Origin of the sequence: Comamonas brasiliensis (assembly GCF_018292285.1) — a bacterium.
In the GTDB taxonomy this organism is placed as follows: Bacteria; Pseudomonadota; Gammaproteobacteria; order Burkholderiales; family Burkholderiaceae_C; genus Comamonas; species Comamonas brasiliensis.
Genome location: NZ_JAANES010000005.1, coordinates 35,514 through 51,898, shown reverse-complemented (window position 1 = coordinate 51,898; position 16,385 = coordinate 35,514). Strand labels below are relative to the sequence as shown.

16 protein-coding genes are annotated in these 16,385 nt (G+C 63.0%); 4 read left to right on the top strand and 12 right to left on the bottom strand.

Going from position 1 to position 16,385, the window contains the following annotated elements:
• Positions 1-12 precede the first annotated feature (12 nt).
• Entirely contained in the window at positions 13-288 is a 276-nt protein-coding gene (locus DJFAAGMI_RS19385; RefSeq protein WP_211458484.1) for a VF530 family protein, read from the bottom strand.
• 229 nt (positions 289-517) lie between these two features.
• On the opposite strand from DJFAAGMI_RS19385, the gene DJFAAGMI_RS19380 reads away from it, so the two are divergent.
• The gene (locus tag DJFAAGMI_RS19380) at positions 518-874 is read left to right on the top strand and encodes a cupin domain-containing protein (RefSeq protein ID WP_211458482.1); all 357 of its coding nucleotides are present in this window, start codon (positions 518-520) and stop codon (positions 872-874) included.
• 54 nt (positions 875-928) lie between these two features.
• Here the strand turns inward: DJFAAGMI_RS19380 and DJFAAGMI_RS19375 are convergent, their stop codons facing one another.
• Together DJFAAGMI_RS19375 and DJFAAGMI_RS19370 are read right to left on the bottom strand one after the other, a co-directional pair.
• Positions 929-1,228, bottom strand: a complete 300-nt coding sequence (locus tag DJFAAGMI_RS19375) for a putative quinol monooxygenase (RefSeq protein WP_211458480.1) — start codon at positions 1,226-1,228, stop codon at positions 929-931.
• Between the two features lie 143 nt (positions 1,229-1,371).
• Positions 1,372-3,291, bottom strand: coding sequence for an FAD-binding monooxygenase (locus DJFAAGMI_RS19370; RefSeq protein WP_211458478.1), 1,920 nt, complete (start codon positions 3,289-3,291; stop codon positions 1,372-1,374).
• A 136-nt stretch (positions 3,292-3,427) separates the two neighbouring features.
• On the opposite strand from DJFAAGMI_RS19370, the gene DJFAAGMI_RS19365 reads away from it, so the two are divergent.
• On the top strand, positions 3,428-3,946 hold the full coding sequence (locus tag DJFAAGMI_RS19365; RefSeq protein WP_211458476.1) for a MarR family winged helix-turn-helix transcriptional regulator: 519 nt from the start codon (positions 3,428-3,430) through the stop codon (positions 3,944-3,946).
• Between the two features lie 97 nt (positions 3,947-4,043).
• Here DJFAAGMI_RS19365 and phnX read toward each other — a convergent pair whose 3' ends face one another.
• The 5 genes from phnX to phnD all read right to left on the bottom strand — a co-directional run bounded on the left by phnX (position 4,044) and on the right by phnD (position 8,725).
• Positions 4,044-4,907: a phosphonoacetaldehyde hydrolase gene (gene phnX / locus DJFAAGMI_RS19360; protein WP_211458474.1), complete on the bottom strand. Its 864-nt coding sequence runs from the start codon at positions 4,905-4,907 to the stop codon at positions 4,044-4,046.
• A 58-nt stretch (positions 4,908-4,965) separates the two neighbouring features.
• Positions 4,966-6,054, bottom strand: coding sequence for an iron-containing alcohol dehydrogenase PsrA (gene psrA / locus DJFAAGMI_RS19355; protein ID WP_211458472.1), 1,089 nt, complete (start codon positions 6,052-6,054; stop codon positions 4,966-4,968).
• A gap of 120 nt (positions 6,055-6,174) precedes the next feature.
• Positions 6,175-7,011, bottom strand: coding sequence for a phosphonate ABC transporter, permease protein PhnE (gene phnE, locus DJFAAGMI_RS19350; RefSeq protein ID WP_211458470.1), 837 nt, complete (start codon positions 7,009-7,011; stop codon positions 6,175-6,177).
• Positions 7,008-7,853: a phosphonate ABC transporter ATP-binding protein gene (gene phnC, locus DJFAAGMI_RS19345; RefSeq protein ID WP_211458468.1), complete on the bottom strand. Its 846-nt coding sequence runs from the start codon at positions 7,851-7,853 to the stop codon at positions 7,008-7,010. The genes phnE and phnC overlap by 4 nt, the downstream gene beginning before the upstream one ends.
• Complete coding sequence (gene phnD / locus DJFAAGMI_RS19340) at positions 7,850-8,725, bottom strand: phosphonate ABC transporter substrate-binding protein (RefSeq protein WP_087081655.1); 876 nt, start codon at positions 8,723-8,725, stop codon at positions 7,850-7,852. The genes phnC and phnD overlap by 4 nt, the downstream gene beginning before the upstream one ends.
• A 169-nt stretch (positions 8,726-8,894) precedes the next feature.
• Here phnD and DJFAAGMI_RS19335 point away from each other — a divergent pair, with 169 nt between their 5' ends.
• Both DJFAAGMI_RS19335 and DJFAAGMI_RS19330 read left to right on the top strand, forming a co-directional pair.
• Entirely contained in the window at positions 8,895-9,827 is a 933-nt protein-coding gene (locus tag DJFAAGMI_RS19335; protein ID WP_211458466.1) for a LysR substrate-binding domain-containing protein, read from the top strand.
• Between the two features lie 107 nt (positions 9,828-9,934).
• A complete protein-coding gene (locus tag DJFAAGMI_RS19330) occupies positions 9,935-10,915 on the top strand; it encodes a Bug family tripartite tricarboxylate transporter substrate binding protein (protein ID WP_211458464.1) in 981 nt (326 codons plus the stop codon).
• 284 nt (positions 10,916-11,199) lie between these two features.
• On the opposite strand, the gene DJFAAGMI_RS19325 is transcribed toward DJFAAGMI_RS19330, so the two are convergent.
• The 4 genes from DJFAAGMI_RS19325 to DJFAAGMI_RS19310 form a co-directional block, all read right to left on the bottom strand.
• On the bottom strand, positions 11,200-12,396 hold the full coding sequence (locus DJFAAGMI_RS19325) for a fimbrial protein (RefSeq protein ID WP_211458462.1): 1,197 nt from the start codon (positions 12,394-12,396) through the stop codon (positions 11,200-11,202).
• 1,285 nt (positions 12,397-13,681) lie between these two features.
• Entirely contained in the window at positions 13,682-14,893 is a 1,212-nt protein-coding gene (locus DJFAAGMI_RS19320; RefSeq protein ID WP_211458460.1) for a fimbrial protein, read from the bottom strand.
• 580 nt (positions 14,894-15,473) lie between these two features.
• Positions 15,474-15,686, bottom strand: a complete 213-nt coding sequence (locus DJFAAGMI_RS19315) for a hypothetical protein (protein ID WP_211458458.1) — start codon at positions 15,684-15,686, stop codon at positions 15,474-15,476.
• A gap of 402 nt (positions 15,687-16,088) precedes the next feature.
• Positions 16,089-16,355 (bottom strand): hypothetical protein, encoded by a 267-nt coding sequence (locus DJFAAGMI_RS19310; protein ID WP_211458456.1) that lies wholly within the window; start codon positions 16,353-16,355, stop codon positions 16,089-16,091.
• Positions 16,356-16,385: the final 30 nt, after the last annotated feature.

Below are 16,385 nucleotides of genomic sequence, written 5' to 3'. Positions count from 1 at the left end.
GCTCACTCTCGCTTAATCCTCGGAGCGCTCCGCTCTTTTCGCGCGCCGCTGCTGCTCGCGCTCATCGGCACGCTGGGTCTGCACATACAGCTGCTCTACCTGTTCGCGCGCCCAGGGCGTCTTGCGCAGAAACTTAAGGCTCGAGGAGATGCTGGGGTCCAGATTGAAGCAGCGCACGGGCACGCGGCGCCCTAGCTCGCGCCAGCCGTAATAATCCACCAAATCGGTAACGATGCGCTCAAGCGTCAGCCCATGCAGGGGGTTGCGCGGTTGTTCTTGGGAAGTCATGGGCGCATTGTCGGGGAATCACCCTCCAGGCGTCTGCTCCGGGGACAAGCGTCAGGCCGTGCGGGCCGCAGCGCCTCTCCCCGCCCAGCAATAGACATGGAAAATGCGCCACGCCAATGACATGGGTTTGGCTTTGCTGTGCGCCAGCAAGAGATCACACTTTTGGCAACCGGCCTGAGCGAAGACAGGTTCGCTTCAACGGCCGTGGAGAGGCGCGAAGGAGCATCGAATGTCCAACCAACAGCAAGTCCCCGAAACCCGGGGGGTGGCAGTGCAAATGCTGGCCACGCTCGACCTGGGCCCCGAGATTAAAGGCATGGCGGGTCGCCAGCTTCGCATGCGCCTGGTGACCATGGCGCCAGGCGGCGTCTTCGGCCCGGTTCACGACCACAAAGACAGACCCGGCATGGTCTACATCCTCGAAGGATGCATCACCGACCATAGAAACGGCGTGGCCACCGACTATGGCCCGGGCGTGGGCTGGCCCGAAGACAGGAACACCACGCACTGGCTGGAAAACCGCTGCGCCGTGACGGCGGTGGAAATTTCGGTCGACATCATCAAGCTGCAGCAGGCTCCAGGCTAGGTGCCGTCAATCCAGGTGCCTTCAAGCGGCGGCCGCAGCCGGGCGGCATACAGCTCAGGTGATGCGTGGTGCCTGCACCTCGTACAGGCGCAGATCCCGCTGCCCGATCCCCAGCTCCGGCCAGGCGGCACGCCAGGCCTGGATATGCGCGGAGGCGAAATGTGCATCCAGCGCCGCCTGATCGGCCCACAGCTCCTTCACATGGATCAGCCCCGGCACCAGCACATCCTCGGCATAGCCGTACTCGAGACAGCCCGACTCGGCACGCGAGGCTTCCACCATGGCACGCATGGCAGGTCGGGCAAGCGCCAGGTTTTCGGATGGCAAACGCACGGTACCGACGATCAACAGCATGTCTTCTCCTCTTGAGCACAAGCAAACATCGTAGCAAGCAGCGCGCACTCGCTCTGCTCCGTGCGCAAAAAAGGGAGGGCAATGCCCTCCCTGAAACACCTTCCAGGCGTTGATGCTGATCAGCAATCCTTGCTCAAGGACTCTCAGGCCCGCATGAAGGACTCGAAATAGGCGCTCAGTGCAGCGTGGTCGCCCAGGGGCAGAACCTGGGCCACATACTGGTCGGGACGCACCACCACCAGAGCGCCCTGCTGGCGGTCGATGCCGCGCAGCTCGAAGATGTCCTGACCGGCATTCTTCAGATCGGGGCTGAACACCTTTTCATAGTCGATCATTCCCAGCTGGCCCTTGGGGGGCAGAAGCAAGGCAGGCAGCGTCTCCAGTGCCACCTCGGTATAAGCCTGCGGGAAGACGGCACGCAGATCAAAGATGCTGTCGATATCCTGGCCGGCCGGCGTGAAGCGGCGCAGCGGCGATGCGGCATCGCTCTCCAGGAAGCGACATAGCGCCAGCAGGCCGGACTCGGGCTGCGCCAGGTCGTTCTGACCTGCAAACGCATACAGGCGCCAGCGGCCATCGGCCTTGCCGCAGTGGCCCAGCTGCAAGGGCTTGGCATCGGAGACGCGCACCACCGGTGCGGAATGGAAACGCATGCCCACCGTGAAGCCGCTGGCCAGTGCCTGATGCGTGGCCTGTCCCGTCAGCACGGAGGGCGCATAGTGCGTGCCCACGCCAGCCGTGAAGCGGCCATGCTGCTCGAAGTACTTCTGGAACTCCTTGGGGTCCACACCGCCCTGGCCACCTTCCTTGGCCGGGTCGCTGAACATCTTGGCCCATTCGCGGTCAAAGTCGATCAGTTGCTGGGCCACGACCTGACGCTCGGACGAATAGGTGTGCAGCAGCTCGGGCGCACATTGCTTGCGCAGCACGGCGGCCAGCTTCCAGCCCAGGTTGAAGCTGTCCTGCATGGAGAAATTCATGCCCTGGCCAGCCTTGGGGCTGTGGGTGTGGCAGGCATCGCCGGCAATGAAGACGCGCGGCAGGGGCGAGTCCGGCGTGGCCACGGCATCGGCCACATCGTCATATTTGGCGCAGATGCGCTGGCCAATCTCGTACACCGACCACCAGGGCACATTCTTGACGTCAAGCTTGTAGGGATGGAGCACACGCTGGGCAGTTGCTATCAGTTGCTCCACCGTGATGTTGCGGCTGGCCACACGCTCGTCGGCATCGAGCTTGTCCATCTCCACATAAAAGCGCACCAGGTGGCCGCCTTCGCGCGGAATGATGAGCACATTGCCCTGCTCGGACTGAATGGCCACCTTGTAGCGCACATCGGGGAAGTCCGTCACGGCCAGCACATCCATCACGCCCCAGGCCTGATTGGCCGAATCGCCGACCAGCTGGCGGCCGATGGCCCGGCGCACATTGCTGCGCGCGCCGTCGCAGCCCACGACATAGCGGGCCTGCACGGTTTCGATCTGACCGGCATGGGCGGCGTCGCAGCGCTCCAGCGTCACGGTGACCGGATAGTCCGCTGCACCATGGTCGATCTTCACATCCAGCACGCGGCGGGCGTAGTGCGGCTCCAGGCGGCTGGGCGAATTGCGCATGCGCTCCAGATAGTGGTCGTGCACACGCGCCTGGTTCAGGATGACGTGAGGAAACTCGGACAGGCCGTCTTCCGTATCCTGCACGCGGCCATGGCGGGCGATCCGGCCGGGCTGGGCGGGATCAGGCTTCCAGAAGGTGACGTCGTTGATCCAGCAGGCCTCCTTAAGGATGGAATCAGCGAACTCGAAGGCCTCGAACATTTCCATGGTGCGGCAGGCAATGCCGTCGGCCTGGCCCAGCTCCATGGGCCCCTCCTTTTGCTCCACGATGCAGGTACGGATATCCGGGAAGGCCGCCAGCTGCGCGGCCAGCGTCAGGCCGGCGGGGCCGCAGCCCACGATCAGCACATCGACCTGCGAGGGCGCGGCCTCGGCATGGGCAAGGGCCAGCGGCGAAGCCGGAGCGATCAAGGGGTTGCCGGGACGAAAACCGTTCAAATGAAATTGCATGGAGGCCTCAAGTTCTTCAGGTGCGCAGACGCCAGTGTCTGCCCAATCAGTCCGCACACAAATAGTATGCATGCATACCAAACGCATGCATCGTATTATTCGAACCTTGAAATGCCAACCCCACCTAGGGAAAACCATGACTAACTCTGCACTGCCGAACGCTGCCTCAGACAGCGCCAGCAGCCACCCCTTCTTTCCACGCCTGGAGGTGGAAACCTTTCCCGGTCACGGCATACGCCGCCTGCAACAGGTGGCCGTAGCCGTGTTCAGCCAGGCCACGGAAGCCTGGGGCGTGACGCCGCTGCAATTTGCCGTGCTGCAGAAACTGGTGCATCTGCCGGGCATCGACCAGCGCACGCTGAGCATGGAAGTGGGCTTTGACAAATCCACCATCGGCGGCGTGATCGACCGCCTGGAAGCACGCGGTCTGCTGCTGCGCCAGCACACGGCCAAGGATCGCCGCGTGCGACTGCTGTCCCTGACGGTCGAGGGCGAAGCCCTGCTGGCCGACGCCGGCCCGTCCGTGCTGCAAGCCCAGCAGCAGATGCTGGACCCGCTGAGCGAGACCGAACGCGAGCTCTTCACACAGCTGATGCGCAAGGTCATCGAGCATCACGAGCAGCTCGACCCCGAGGCGCAGACGCCCGCAGGCTGAGCCCCAACCGCAGAAAAAAAGCCCCGGGCCGTCAGGCCTGGGGCTTGGCTGTTCAGGGCCGGCTCGCAGCCGGGTCTGCGAGCTCCCGAATCGCGTCCTAGAACGGCATTTTTCCGGCACGCATCTCGGCCGCGATCTGCACCAGCACGGCCGGCAGATCGGCCACGCTGCGCACCACGTAATGGGCTCCGGCCTTTTTGAGCTTGGCTTCGGCCACGGCGACACGGGCCTCGACCTCTTGCTCGGGCGCCCTGGCAAACTCCTCCACGCTATAACCGACCTCGTTGCCCGACAGGCTCAGGCCCACGGTCCACATGCCTGCGCGCAGACCTTCCTCGATGCCGGGCACGGTGTCGTCCACCTTCACGCAGGCACGCACATCGCCAATGCCCAGCGCCAGCACATTGGCCAGTGCCATGAAGGGGCCGGGGCGGCCGCCGGCCTCCAGCTCGTCGCCCGCCACCACATAGTCGGGCTTGAGGCCTGCGCCCTCGGCCTGCGGCAGCAGCTGGTTGAGCACCTCGCGCGGATAGCCCGAGCAGGAGCCGACCTTCAGGCCCTGGGCGCGCAGCCATTGCAGCGTCTGCACGGCGCCTGCGATGGGGGCCGAGAACTCGCCCACCTTGGCAATCTGCAAAGGCATGAAGCGCGCGTAGATGGCATCCACATCCTCATCGGTCGGCCTCCGGCCGAAAGCGGTCTGCCACTGCGCAGCAATGCTGTCATCCTGCAGCAGCTGGTGAATATGGTCCCATTTGGACAGGCCCATGGGGCCGCGCGCCTGAACCAGCGTGATGTTGATGCCGAAGCTGGCAAAGGCTTCGACAAAAATCTGCGTGGGCGCGAGCGAGCCAAAGTCCACCAGCGTGCCGGCCCAGTCAAAGATGACGGCTTGCAGCGGTGACAGGTCGGCGCTGGGCTGGGACAGCACCAGAGTTTCAGCTTGAGCGATGGAGTTCATGGTTTTCAGTGGTGGCTTCAACAGTATGGAAAGGCGGAACCTGTTCGGGCTCCGGGACTCAGCTCAGAGAGCGAATGAAGTTGCGGCCGCGCGGGCCGCTGGCGGCTTTTTGCACCATGGCGCTCCAGGCCTCGGGCGGCACGCCATAGTGGGCCGGATCGGTGGCAACGCCCAGCCCTTGCAGAACGCCGTGCAGACGCTCAATGGCTGCGGCAGGCGTGCTGGCATCGAAGATGGAGAGCAAGGCAGCATCGGCCGCCGCGTCTGCACCCAGCGCCATCTCCAGCACCAGGGGCAGGCTGAACGAGCAGGCCAGACCGTGCGGCACGCCATGCTGCAGCGTGATGTCGTAGGACAGCGAATGCGCCAGTGCGGTTTTGGTGTTGGAGAAAGCCAGGCCGGCCATCAGCGCTGCCTCGGCCATCTCGCTGCGCAGCTGCGCGCTGCCCAGATCCTGCATCAGCGCGGGCAACGTGGCCAGGGTGCGGCGGGCCGACTGCACGGCCAGAGCCATGGAAACCGGGTTGCGGTTCACGTTCCAGATGGATTCCAGCGCATGCGACAGCGCATCCAGCCCCGAGGCCAGCGTGGCACCGGCCGGCAGGCTGGTCATCAGCTCGGCATCGATCACCGCGGCCTCGGGCCAGGTGCAGGGCTGGTGCAGCGAATACTTCTGGCCGGCAGCCTGATCCCAGATCGTGGCCCAGGGGGTGACTTCGCTGCCTGTTCCAGCCGTGGTGGGGATGGCGATCAAGGCCTTGTGCCCTCCCTGCCCCAACTGGCCGCCCTGCTTGAGCAGCGCCAGCAGGTCGGCAAACCGGCCACCGGGCGTATGGCAGATCAAGGCCTTGGCCGAGTCGATGGCGCTGCCGCCGCCCAGGGCCACAATCACGGGCACCTCGGCATGGTCATGCTGCACCTGCTCGTACAGCGGTGCCAGCCACTGCACATCGGGATTGGGAGCAATGCTGTCAATCACGCCGCGCAGCTGCGCTCCCAGCAGCTGGCGCATGCGCTGCACCAGGCCCAGGCTTTCGGCCTCGGGAAAAGTGACCAGCAGGCAGCTGCGCCCGGCCAGCAAGGCCGGCAGCTGATCGAGACTGTGGCGACCCACGCTGATGTGCACGGGGTTGTGATAGGTCCACACGAGAAAGCCTTTTGACGTTTTTTGAGCGAAATCAGCCCTTAGCGCTTATGTACCAAGCGCTGATAGCTCATATTTTTGATTTATACAAGGACTGCGGCGCACACCGGCACCGCAGCGGGATCAGTGGCGAGCGCCCTGCTGTATGCGGCTGCGCAGCCAGTTCGATGCCATGTCGGCGGCAATCACCATCACCGTGATGACGATGATGCAGGTCGCGGTCTCCTGGTAGCGGAACAGCTTGAGGCTGCTGACCAGCTCGAAGCCCAGACCGCCCGCACCCACCATGCCCAGCACGGTGGCCGAACGCAGATTGACCTCGAAGCGGTAGAGCACCACGGCAATCCAGGCGGTGATGACCTGGGGCACCACGCCGAAGGCGATGATCTGCAGCTGGCTGGCACCGGCGCTGCGCAAGGCCTGCAGCGGGCCGTCGTCGATCTCCTCGATCGCCTCGGCAAAGAACTTGGCCAGCATGCCCATGCCGTGCAGGGCCAGGGCCAGCACGCCGGGGAAGGGACCCAGGCCCACGGCCGAGACAAACACCAGCGCCAGAATCAGCTCGTTGATGCTGCGGATCACATTGAGAAACTGGCGCGTGATGCGGCGCAGCCAATGCCAGCCGTGCAGATTGCCGGCCGCCACAAAGGACAGCGGCAGCGCCAGGATCACGCTGAGCAAAGTGCCCCAGATGGCGATCTGAATCGTCTCCAGCGCCGGTGCCCACAGGCGCGGCAGCATGCTCCAGTCCGGCGGCACCGAGCGCGAGAGAAAGTCCCCAATCTGCGGCATGCCGCCTGCCAGCTCGCTCCAGCTCATCTGCGCGCCCGCAGCGCTCCAGTGCAGCACCCAGCCGATGACCAGGGCCAGCGCGGCATAACCGAGCCAACCGCCCCGGCCTTGCGGGCGTGCGGCCGTCCATTGCCAGCGGTCTGGCTGCTTCAGGCTTTCGCTACTCATTGCAGACCTCCTGCGGCTACGGCTGGCGACATCGCCCCGGGCAGCCAGTTGCCGGCTGCGGTGCTGCTGACATGCAGCGCACCGCCCTGCCCTGCGGCATGTCCGGCGGGCTGCGGCTCGCCGCTGTAGATGGCGTTGAGCGCGGCCTCGTCCAGCATCGCCGGCACGCCGTCAAACACCATGCGCCCCTGCGACAGGCCGACGATGCGATCGCCAAACTCCCGGGCGTAATCGACCTGGTGCAGATTGCAGACCACGGCAATGCCCAGCTCGCGCGTGGCATCGCGCAGATACTGCAGCACGCTGCGCGCGGTCTTGGGGTCCAGGCTGGCCACGGGCTCGTCGGCCAGAATCACCTGCGGCTGCTGCGCCAGCGCACGGGCAATGCCCACGCGCTGCATCTGCCCGCCCGAGAGTGCCTCGGTGCGCTCGTCGGCCTTGTGGGCCAGGCCCACGCGTTGCAGGCAGGCATCGGCCAGTGCGATATCGCTTTGCCTGAACAGCTGCAGCACCGAGGCCAGCGTGCCGACCTGGCCCAGCCGCCCCGTGAGCACGTTCTTGCGCACCGACAGGCGCTGTACCAGGTTGTGGTGCTGGAAGACCATGGCCACATGGCGGGCCAGCTCACGGCGCGAGTGCCTGCGCATCAGGTCGATGCCGCCCACCTGCAGCTGGCCGCTGTCGGGCTGGTTCAGCCCGTTCATGCAGCGCAGCAAGGTGGACTTGCCCGCACCCGACAGGCCCAGCATGACCACGAACTCGCCGGCCTTCACATCCATGTCGATGCCGTGCAGCACATGGTTGCTGCCATAGCTTTTGCGCAGATTGCGGATGCTGATCATTTCATCTTCCCGAGGTCCAGATTCAGCGCCTTGGCGGTCTGGCGCACCACGTCATAGGCCTGATCGTTGGTGGGCGCAAAACCGTTGAGCTCGCCACGGTCGCCCCAGGGCAGGCCCTTGATCTCGGCCAGTGCCGCAGCCACCTTCTTCTTGGTGGCTTCGTCCAGATTCTTGCGCCAGGCCATGGGCGACTCGGGGATGTCCTTGGAACGCCAGATGACCTGGAAGTCCTCGGCCTTCACATGGCCCTTGGCGACAGCCGTCTGGAAGATGGGATCGGCCACGGCCGCCGCATCCACCTTGCCGTTGGCCACGGCCATGATGCTGGCGTCATGCGAGCCCGAGAAGATCACGCGGGAGAAATACTTGTCGGTATCGATGCCCTCGCCCTTGAGGCCGGCCTTGGGAAACAGATGGCCCGATGCCGAGCTGGGATCGACAAACGCAAAGGTCTTGCCCTGCAGCTGGGGCACGGTGCTCAGGCCCTTGTCCTTCTTGCTGATGATGATGCTGTTGTACGAGCTCTTGCCGGACTTCTTGGCCACGGGAATGGCGAAGGCCTCGGCATTCGCCAGCTGGCTGGCCAGCACATAGGAGAAGGGGCCGAAATAGGCCACGTCGATCTTGCCCGAGCGCATGGCCTCGATCACGCCGTTGTAGTCATTGGCCACAAAGGGCTTGATCTTCAGGCCGGTCTTGGCGGCCAACTGGTCCATCACCTGCTGGCTGGCGCGCATCATGGCCTGGGCGTCCTCGGAAGGGATCAGGCCCACGCGCAGCTCGGTGGGCTGCTGCGCCATGACGCCGGTGGTGGCGGCAAGCGTCAGACTGGCGGCTGCGGCTTTCAGCCAGGTTTTGCGGGTCATCGTCATGGATTTCATCCTTTGCAAGTGCGTCTGTAGGGTGCGGCTGGGCTTCCGCCATCGCACCGTCACTGCAGTGCGTTGATGCAAATATTAGGGACGACATATGACTGTCATGTGAAGGTTTCAGAATCAGTTTTGACAGCTTCCATAGATCAAACCTTGAGATGAAATTTGCATGAGCACCGCCCGCTACCGAGCTTTTATCGCCGTGGCCCAGCAAGGCAGCCTGAGCGCAGCCGCCCGCTCCCTGGGCGTGAGCCAGCCCACGATCTCCAGCCAGATCGCCACGCTGGAGCGGCAAAGCCAGATCGAACTCTTCCATCGCCAGGGCTATCGCATGACGCTCACCGGCGCCGGCCACAAGCTCATGACGCTGGCGCAGAAGCTGCTCGCGCTGGAGTCAGAAACCGAGTTCTTTTTGCGTGACTCGGGCCAGCTCAACCAGGGCGAACTCAAGATCGGCGCCGTGGGGCCCTTCCATGTGATCGAGATGGTGGCGGCCTACAGCGCCCGCCATCCCGGCATGAAGCTGTCGATACGCATGGGCAACTCGCAGCAGGTGCTGCACGATCTGGAGAACTACACCACCGACGTGGCGGTGCTGGCCGGTCTGTATGACAGGCCCGAGCTGCTGGCGCGCGAATATGCGCGCCACGCCATCATCCTGTTTGCCCATGTCGACCATCCGCTGGCAAGGCGCGAGCAGGTCGAGCTGGGCGAGCTGCACGGCCTGCCGCTCTTGCTGCGCGAGCAAGGCTCCACCACGCGCACCGCCATCGAAAAAGCGCTGCAGGCCGCCGGCGTGAAGCCCCGCACCCAGCTGGAGATCGGCAGCCGCGAAGCCATACGCGAGGCTGTGGCGCGCGGCCTGGGCATCGGTGCCGTGTCCGAGGCCGAATTCATTGCCGACCCGCGCTTTCGGCCCGTGCGCATTGCCGGCGACCCGGCCAGCACCACCACCTACGTCTATTGCATGAAGGAACGCAGCGAAAGCCTGCTGGTGCGCTCCTTCCTCAAGGCCATTGAAGGCAGCGCGGCGCCCGATCTGCCCGTACTGCTGACCGCTCCAAAACCCTTGATCGCTCCAACGGCCAAGAAGCTGGCGTAATTCGTCAAACCCTCTGCCCCCCTCGCGCCGAGAATTTTTTGACAGTGCGGCCCGGTGCACTGGCAAAGCGGTGGCTGCCGGGCAGTCAAGAAACAGAGGAGACGATGATGAAACAAACCAAGCTCTGGAGGGCCGTGGCCCTGACAACCGGCCTGAGCCTCAGTGCAGCGGCCATGGCGCAGCAGGCCCCCTGGCCCGTCAAGCCCATACGCCTGGTGGTCGGCGGCCCGGCCGGCGGCAATGCCGATTCGCTGGCACGCCTGCTCGCCGATGGCATGCAAAAACAGCTGGGCAAGCCGGTGATTGTCGAATCCAAGCCCGGCGCGGCCGGCGTACTGGCCGTCAACGACCTGCTTGCCAACGGCAAGGACGCCCACACGTTCTTGCTGATCCAGGGCGGCATCGTCAGCGAAACGCCACTGGCCTACAAGGTCAGCTATCAGCCGTTCAAGGACCTGAAGCCGCTGGCCCAGCTCAGCCGCAACGGCCTGGTACTGATTGCCAACAAGGACTTCCCGGCCAGCAATCTGCAACAGCTGGCCGACTACGGCAAAAAGCAGCCTGACGGGCTGGACTTCGCCTCCTATGCCACGGGCATGCGCGGCCATACCTCGGGCATGCTGCTCGGGCAGTTGCTCAATATCAAGATGAAGCACCTGGGCTACAAGGGCTCTCCCCCGGCGCTCAGCGATCTCATGGGCGGCCATGTGCCGCTGATGATGGACGGTCTCACCACCTCCCTGCCGCTGATCAAGGCCGGCAAGGTCAAGGCACTGGCCGTGAACTACCCCACGCGCATGGTGCAACTGCCCGATGTGCCCACCTTCAAGGAGCTGGGCTATCCGCAGCTGGCCGAGGTGAGCTGGTTCGGCGTCTGGTCGCGCCCCGATATTCCGGCCGATGTGCAGGCCAGGGTCCGAGAGATTGCGCTGCAGTATTTCAAGCAGCCCCAGGTCGAGGCCAGGCTCAGGGACATGGGCATGGAATCAGGCACCGACGCCAGCTCGCAGGCGCTGATGAGCGAGCTGCAAAAGGCCTACCAGCACCAGCAGGCCCTGCTCAAGTCCATCGATTACCAGCCCCAGTAGGCAGCCGCAAAAGCAAGGCCGGGGTCAAGCCCGACTCCGGCTTTTGTTGCCACCGGGCAACCGCCGCAAACGGCCTTGCGCCATGCATTGTCAATGGACTAGGGCGCGCGAGACCGGGCATTGGTTGGGCATCAGGCAAGTAATGGCGCAACGAACGACAGGACCGCTGCACAGGCTTGCACTTTGGCCTCGCAGCCTGCTTCAACGTGCCAGCAAGCTTGTGGCGGGTGAGTGCGCCTTGTCTGGTGGCTTGCCTTGGCGTCGGCTTCCCTGGCTCGAAAGGTTCAGGGATAGACCACAGTGACGGTGGTCTGTGCCGACAGAGAGCCTGCTGCCATCGAACCGGCATAGCTGGGCGCACGGACGTATTGCACGGTAAAGCCGTGATTGAACGACGAGCCCTCCGGCGTATTGTGGATCGTAACGCCGGGAGCATAAGACGGCATGCTGCCACCCACGGGCGGAGGGCCAAACTCTACGGGCGTGCTACTGTCCGCCGCATACATTCTGAGGCTGACCTTGTTCGCAAGCTCTCCCGAGCTATTGAGGTAATTTTTGGTCGACGCCGTCGCGCTGACATCGGTAAAGTAGAAAACGTAGTTGGAATTGAGACCGCAGTTGACCGCGCTGATAAAGAACTGCGTCTCGCCCAAGGCACCCTCTGCGCGGCCGGTGCCTACAGCGGGGACCGATCCCGCTGACCCCCGGTTGAGTACCACGGTTTGATTCATGGCCCCCACCGGAAACTGGCAGCTCGGTGTTGGCGGCTTGGGCAATTCAGGCAGCGCAATGGCCCCGCCCTGACCCAGCGCCTGCGAAAAGCCCGAGAGAACGGGCCAACATGACCGGTTCACGATCGGCGCGACATTGTCGCGAATGCTGGGCATGACCTGCATGCCGCTCAGGCCCACTTCGCGCGTAAAGTCGCCCCAGCCACCGGCATACACTCTGGCGTCAATCACCACAAGTTCAAACTTCCATTTGTGCTTGAATTCCTTCGAAGCTTCATTCGTGGTGAATAGCGTATTGAGAAAATTGCTCTGATTGCCAGTGACGACCGTACCAATCGGGGGAAGTGTGCTGAGGTCAACCGCGGCATTGGAAATGCTTTCGTAACCCGCCCAGCGCCACCTCAGCCCCAGGCCCGGCAATGTGGCCAACGGAATGGTCTGGTAGGGGCCTGTGGCGCCAAGAGACCTGACCGTGGCCAGCATGGCGTAATTTTGCAGGGTTTTGGTAGCCGTCACCGTCTGGCTGAAGGTGATATCGGCAATCGAAACGCCGTTCGCAATACCGGTTAAATTGGCCAAGACGTTCCAGGGGGTTTCGGCTTCGATGGAGGAGGTGGTGCATGCCTGCCCCCCCTCAGCAGCGGCATGGGGCACATGCAAGCCACAGACGGCTGCAGCGCAGGCCAACAAAGCCTTGGCAAACCAGGCCCAGCGCGAGCAAGCGCAGGAAGTACGGAAAAGTGTTTTCATCGGTCGATTTCTTTTTCGAGTATGCGAACCTGGCCTTGGGCAGCGAGACAAGCAGCCTTGATCGGGCGCAGGAGCACGACCGGCAGCTGGGCTAGGCCAGATCCGTTTTTGAACGAGAACTGCAGAGATTGGCGTCGGTGCAAGCCAGTGCAATGCGCTGACGGCTCACACCATCGGCATTGGTGGACTGCTCGCAGCAGATGCGGCACGCCTGGTCTTCCCAGGTATTGGCCTGATCTGAGCGAGGTGTTGATCGCGGGTCTTAAGACGTCTCCAGCGGCTGCATCAGCTTGGCCATCTGCTCGGTCATCTGCACACTGTCAGCTCACCATCCGCACGCCATCGGCTGCGGTCGGTGATGCTGTCAAAGCCATTTGGCATGGCGGAGCTCACCTTCGCGGGGGCGGCCACCAGGTCGAAAATGTCTTTTTCCATATCAGGACCCTGGCTCGGGCGTGATGTATCGTTCCCTGTCGCTGTTCCCGACCGTTTGAGATACAGGCATGCAGAACTGTTGTGGTGAGCGAGTGTCTATCATCAGATTGCGAGACTGGGTGCCGACTTCCCGGGTTCGAGAAGTTCTGGGATACACCACCGCGGCGGAGGTCTGCGCCGACAAAACGCTTGCTGCCAGCGAACCGGTAGTGCCAGACGCACGGATGCACTGCGCCACAAAAAGCTATTGAAACGTCGAGCGCGCCGGGGTATGGCCGCTCAAGCGCAACGGTCTGGTTCTGGCTGCCTGGCGAGCGCATATGCGTCAATCAGCGCAAGCCGAAGATCGATGGAAACCGGTTTTCATGGATCGTTTCCTGATGGGTGACGACAAACTTCAGAGCACCCTGTCTGGGTGCCGGACCAAGATCTGCAGCAGAACCCGGAGCCGCTCTTCTTCTTGTTGAGCAAGGGCTGCACAGGTTTGACCTGGGCGTGGGCCAGCACCACATGCTGATGGTGCTGGCCTTCCACCTGGTCAGAAAAAAATTGTAGGCAGTAAGGCGGTTGTCGTGTAGGCCATCAGGCACCACCGTTGTAGGAAATCAATTACATCCAGTTTCTTGGTTGACGTTTAATCGATTTTCGTTACAAGTTTATGAAATGCTAATGCGCAGGACTGCTGCACCGTCGAAGCGGCTCCTCAGAGGCCGGAGCATCGACTCTGCCTGCTTACCCGCCACGCGCCAGGAGAGGCAACCCTTAATGCAACCAAAGCCACACGGCATGGCAGCTGCAAGGCGGACAGATGGCAGAGATATGGCGAGGCATAGCGCAACTCACATGCACCTCAGGGATACACCACCGTCACCGTGGTCTTCGCGGCCAGCGAGTCTGCTGACAATGCGCCGGCATAGCCAGGTGCCCTGACATATTGCACCGTAAAGTCGTGGTTGAACGTCGAGCCCGCCGCAGTACCGCTGTTGGTCAGGCCGGCGGCATAGGACGGCATGCTGCCGCCCAGAGGGGGCGGGCCAAACTGTATGGGGGTGGTGCTGCTGCCGGAATACATTCTGAGGTTGACCTTGCCCGCCAATGCCCCCGTGCTGATCAGGTACGGCTTGTTCCCCCCGGTCTGGTTGGCATCGGTGAAATACAGCGCGTAATCGGTGTTGGCACCGCAGTTGACCGCGTTGATAAAGAACTGCGTCTCGCCCACAGCTCCCTCTGCTCGGCTCGCTCCATTCGCAGGAACCGATCCGGTGGTGCCCCGGTTCAGCGTCACCGTCTGGTTCAGACTGCCAACCGGGAACTGGCAGGTAGGCGTCGGCGGCTTGGGCAGTTCGGGCAGCTGGATCACGCCACTGACCAGCGCGTCCCCGATGCTTGAGGTGATGCTGGAGCATGCCTGGTTCGTAGGCGACGAAGTGTTGTCCGTGATAGTGGGAAGCACCGCAAAGCCCATGCCGGCCAAACCCGGCTCCTTGGCGAAGTTGCCAGTGCCGCCTGCATACACCCTGACGTCGGTGACAACCAACTCCAACTTCCACAGCAGCTTGAATGTCTTTGGATTGCTGCCGTTCTGGAAAGGCGACCTGCCCCAGTAAAGCATATTGGTGGTGACCGTCGTCCCGACAGCAGGAACATTGCTGGGGTTGAGCTGGGCATTTCCACCGTCGACATAACCGGCAAAGCGCAATCTCAGCCCCAGACCCGGAAATGTGGTGAGAGGAATCGTCTGGTAGGCACCTGAGGCGGCAGGCATGAGGACCGTGAACGACATGAAGTAGCCGGCCTGCGTACCTGTCGCCGTGGTGGTATTACTGAAGGTGATATCGGCAATCGCAACACCATCGCCAATGCCTGCAAGGTTGTTGGTGATATTCCATCCGTTTTCCTTGACCATTGCGGCAACACTGCATGCCTGCCCACCAGCCGCGAAGGCAGCGGGCGCATGCAGGGCCGCAACAGTCACGGCGCAGACTGCCGCAGCCTTGGCCAACCAAGCCTGTGCCATGGGGCGAGCAGCCCAAGCCAAAAACCGATAGAAGCGGGTTTTCATGGATCGAACTCCTTCACGACTTACGCAAAGCGGGTTCAGGCAAGACGGCTACCTCAAGAGACAGGCCGTTGTGGCATTCCTGTTTGCGTAAGCCCATCCTTGCTGGATTCGAGAACCTGGCACTTGGTAACTGAATCAGCAGCCTGACGTAAGACTGCTATCGGCGCTCCGGGCCATCGCCGATCCGCTGTGCGGCAAGGCCGATGGCACCTTATGCGGGAGGCGGCCACCATGTTGCAAATGTCTGATTTCGTCCCGGAACGCCAGCTCGGGCGGGATGTACCCTCCCATGGAGCTGCTGACAAGTCCCCTGCCCCAGCGGGCGCTCTAGCAATTGCAGCCAGGAGCTGCTCCCAGTGATGTGAGAAGCAAACATGCTGAAGGCCTGTGATGGGTGAATACGCATCCCTGGTGCATGGGTCTCGGCCTGGTCTTCCCTGACGCGTGAAGCTCAAGAATACAGCACAGCAGCGATGGGTTTGCACCGCCCGCGCCGTTTGCGAGCGCAGTATCGATGAACCGACATTGCCTGCTGCCCTGCGCATTGCAATGCATCCATGCCGTCTCCGGCAGAGTCAAACTATTTCGACGGCCCTTCGGTCATTGATTCGATCATTTGCGCCAACGCCACAGCCGCAAACCCGCGGCCGCTGCCGGTGATGACATCAAAGCCCCCCTCCTCCGGCATGCTCGATGCATGGCGACTCAGGTCTCGACCGATCAGCGTTGCTACAGCGACAAGGGCCACAAGGCTGGCAACCCGGGCCGGCGGCATCTGCGCAGAGGCAGCCATACCCTCTGCTGTGGCGGCCTTGTCTGTGACCATCATCATGCCGAGAATGTGTTTTCACGCTGCCCTGGGCACGATATGCCGGCGCATGGAGCCCCCGCTTTTTCAGGTGACGCTGCAATCGCTCCAGCCAGGAGTGGCTACCAATGACCTCTGGAGCTGGCTTGTGAGATTTCTGACCAGGGCGGCAACGCAGCATGCCTGGCCAGCGCCCGCGAAGGCAGCGGGCACTGAAGACGAATAAAAAGCGGCGTCTCATGGATCGAGGACCGTATGTCGGTACATGCTGGCGCAATGCGCTGATCGTTCTTGCCCTCGGCCTTGGCAGGCAGCCCGCGAGCGGTGCTGCGCTCCTGGTCTTGCCAGGAGATAGGCTGATCGGACCGTCCGTTGGCCAAGGGTCTCTTATGCTGTCGCCAGTTGCCGCATCAGATGCTGGCGCATCAGCCTGGCCATCTGCACCGCCAGCTCGCCATCCACGCGCCAGCGTCCATGGCTGGTGATGATGTCAAAGCCCTCCTGCATGGCGGGCACATGGTGGCTCAGGCCATAGCCGATCAGCTGTGCGGCCAGGCTGGCAACCTGGGCCGGCGGCACCTGCGCAGGGGCCGGAACGCTCTGCGCTGCATCGGCCTTGCCTGCCGCCATCATGTCAAAGACGTCATTTTTCATGGCAGAACTCCAAGCGCCCGAACCACCGGC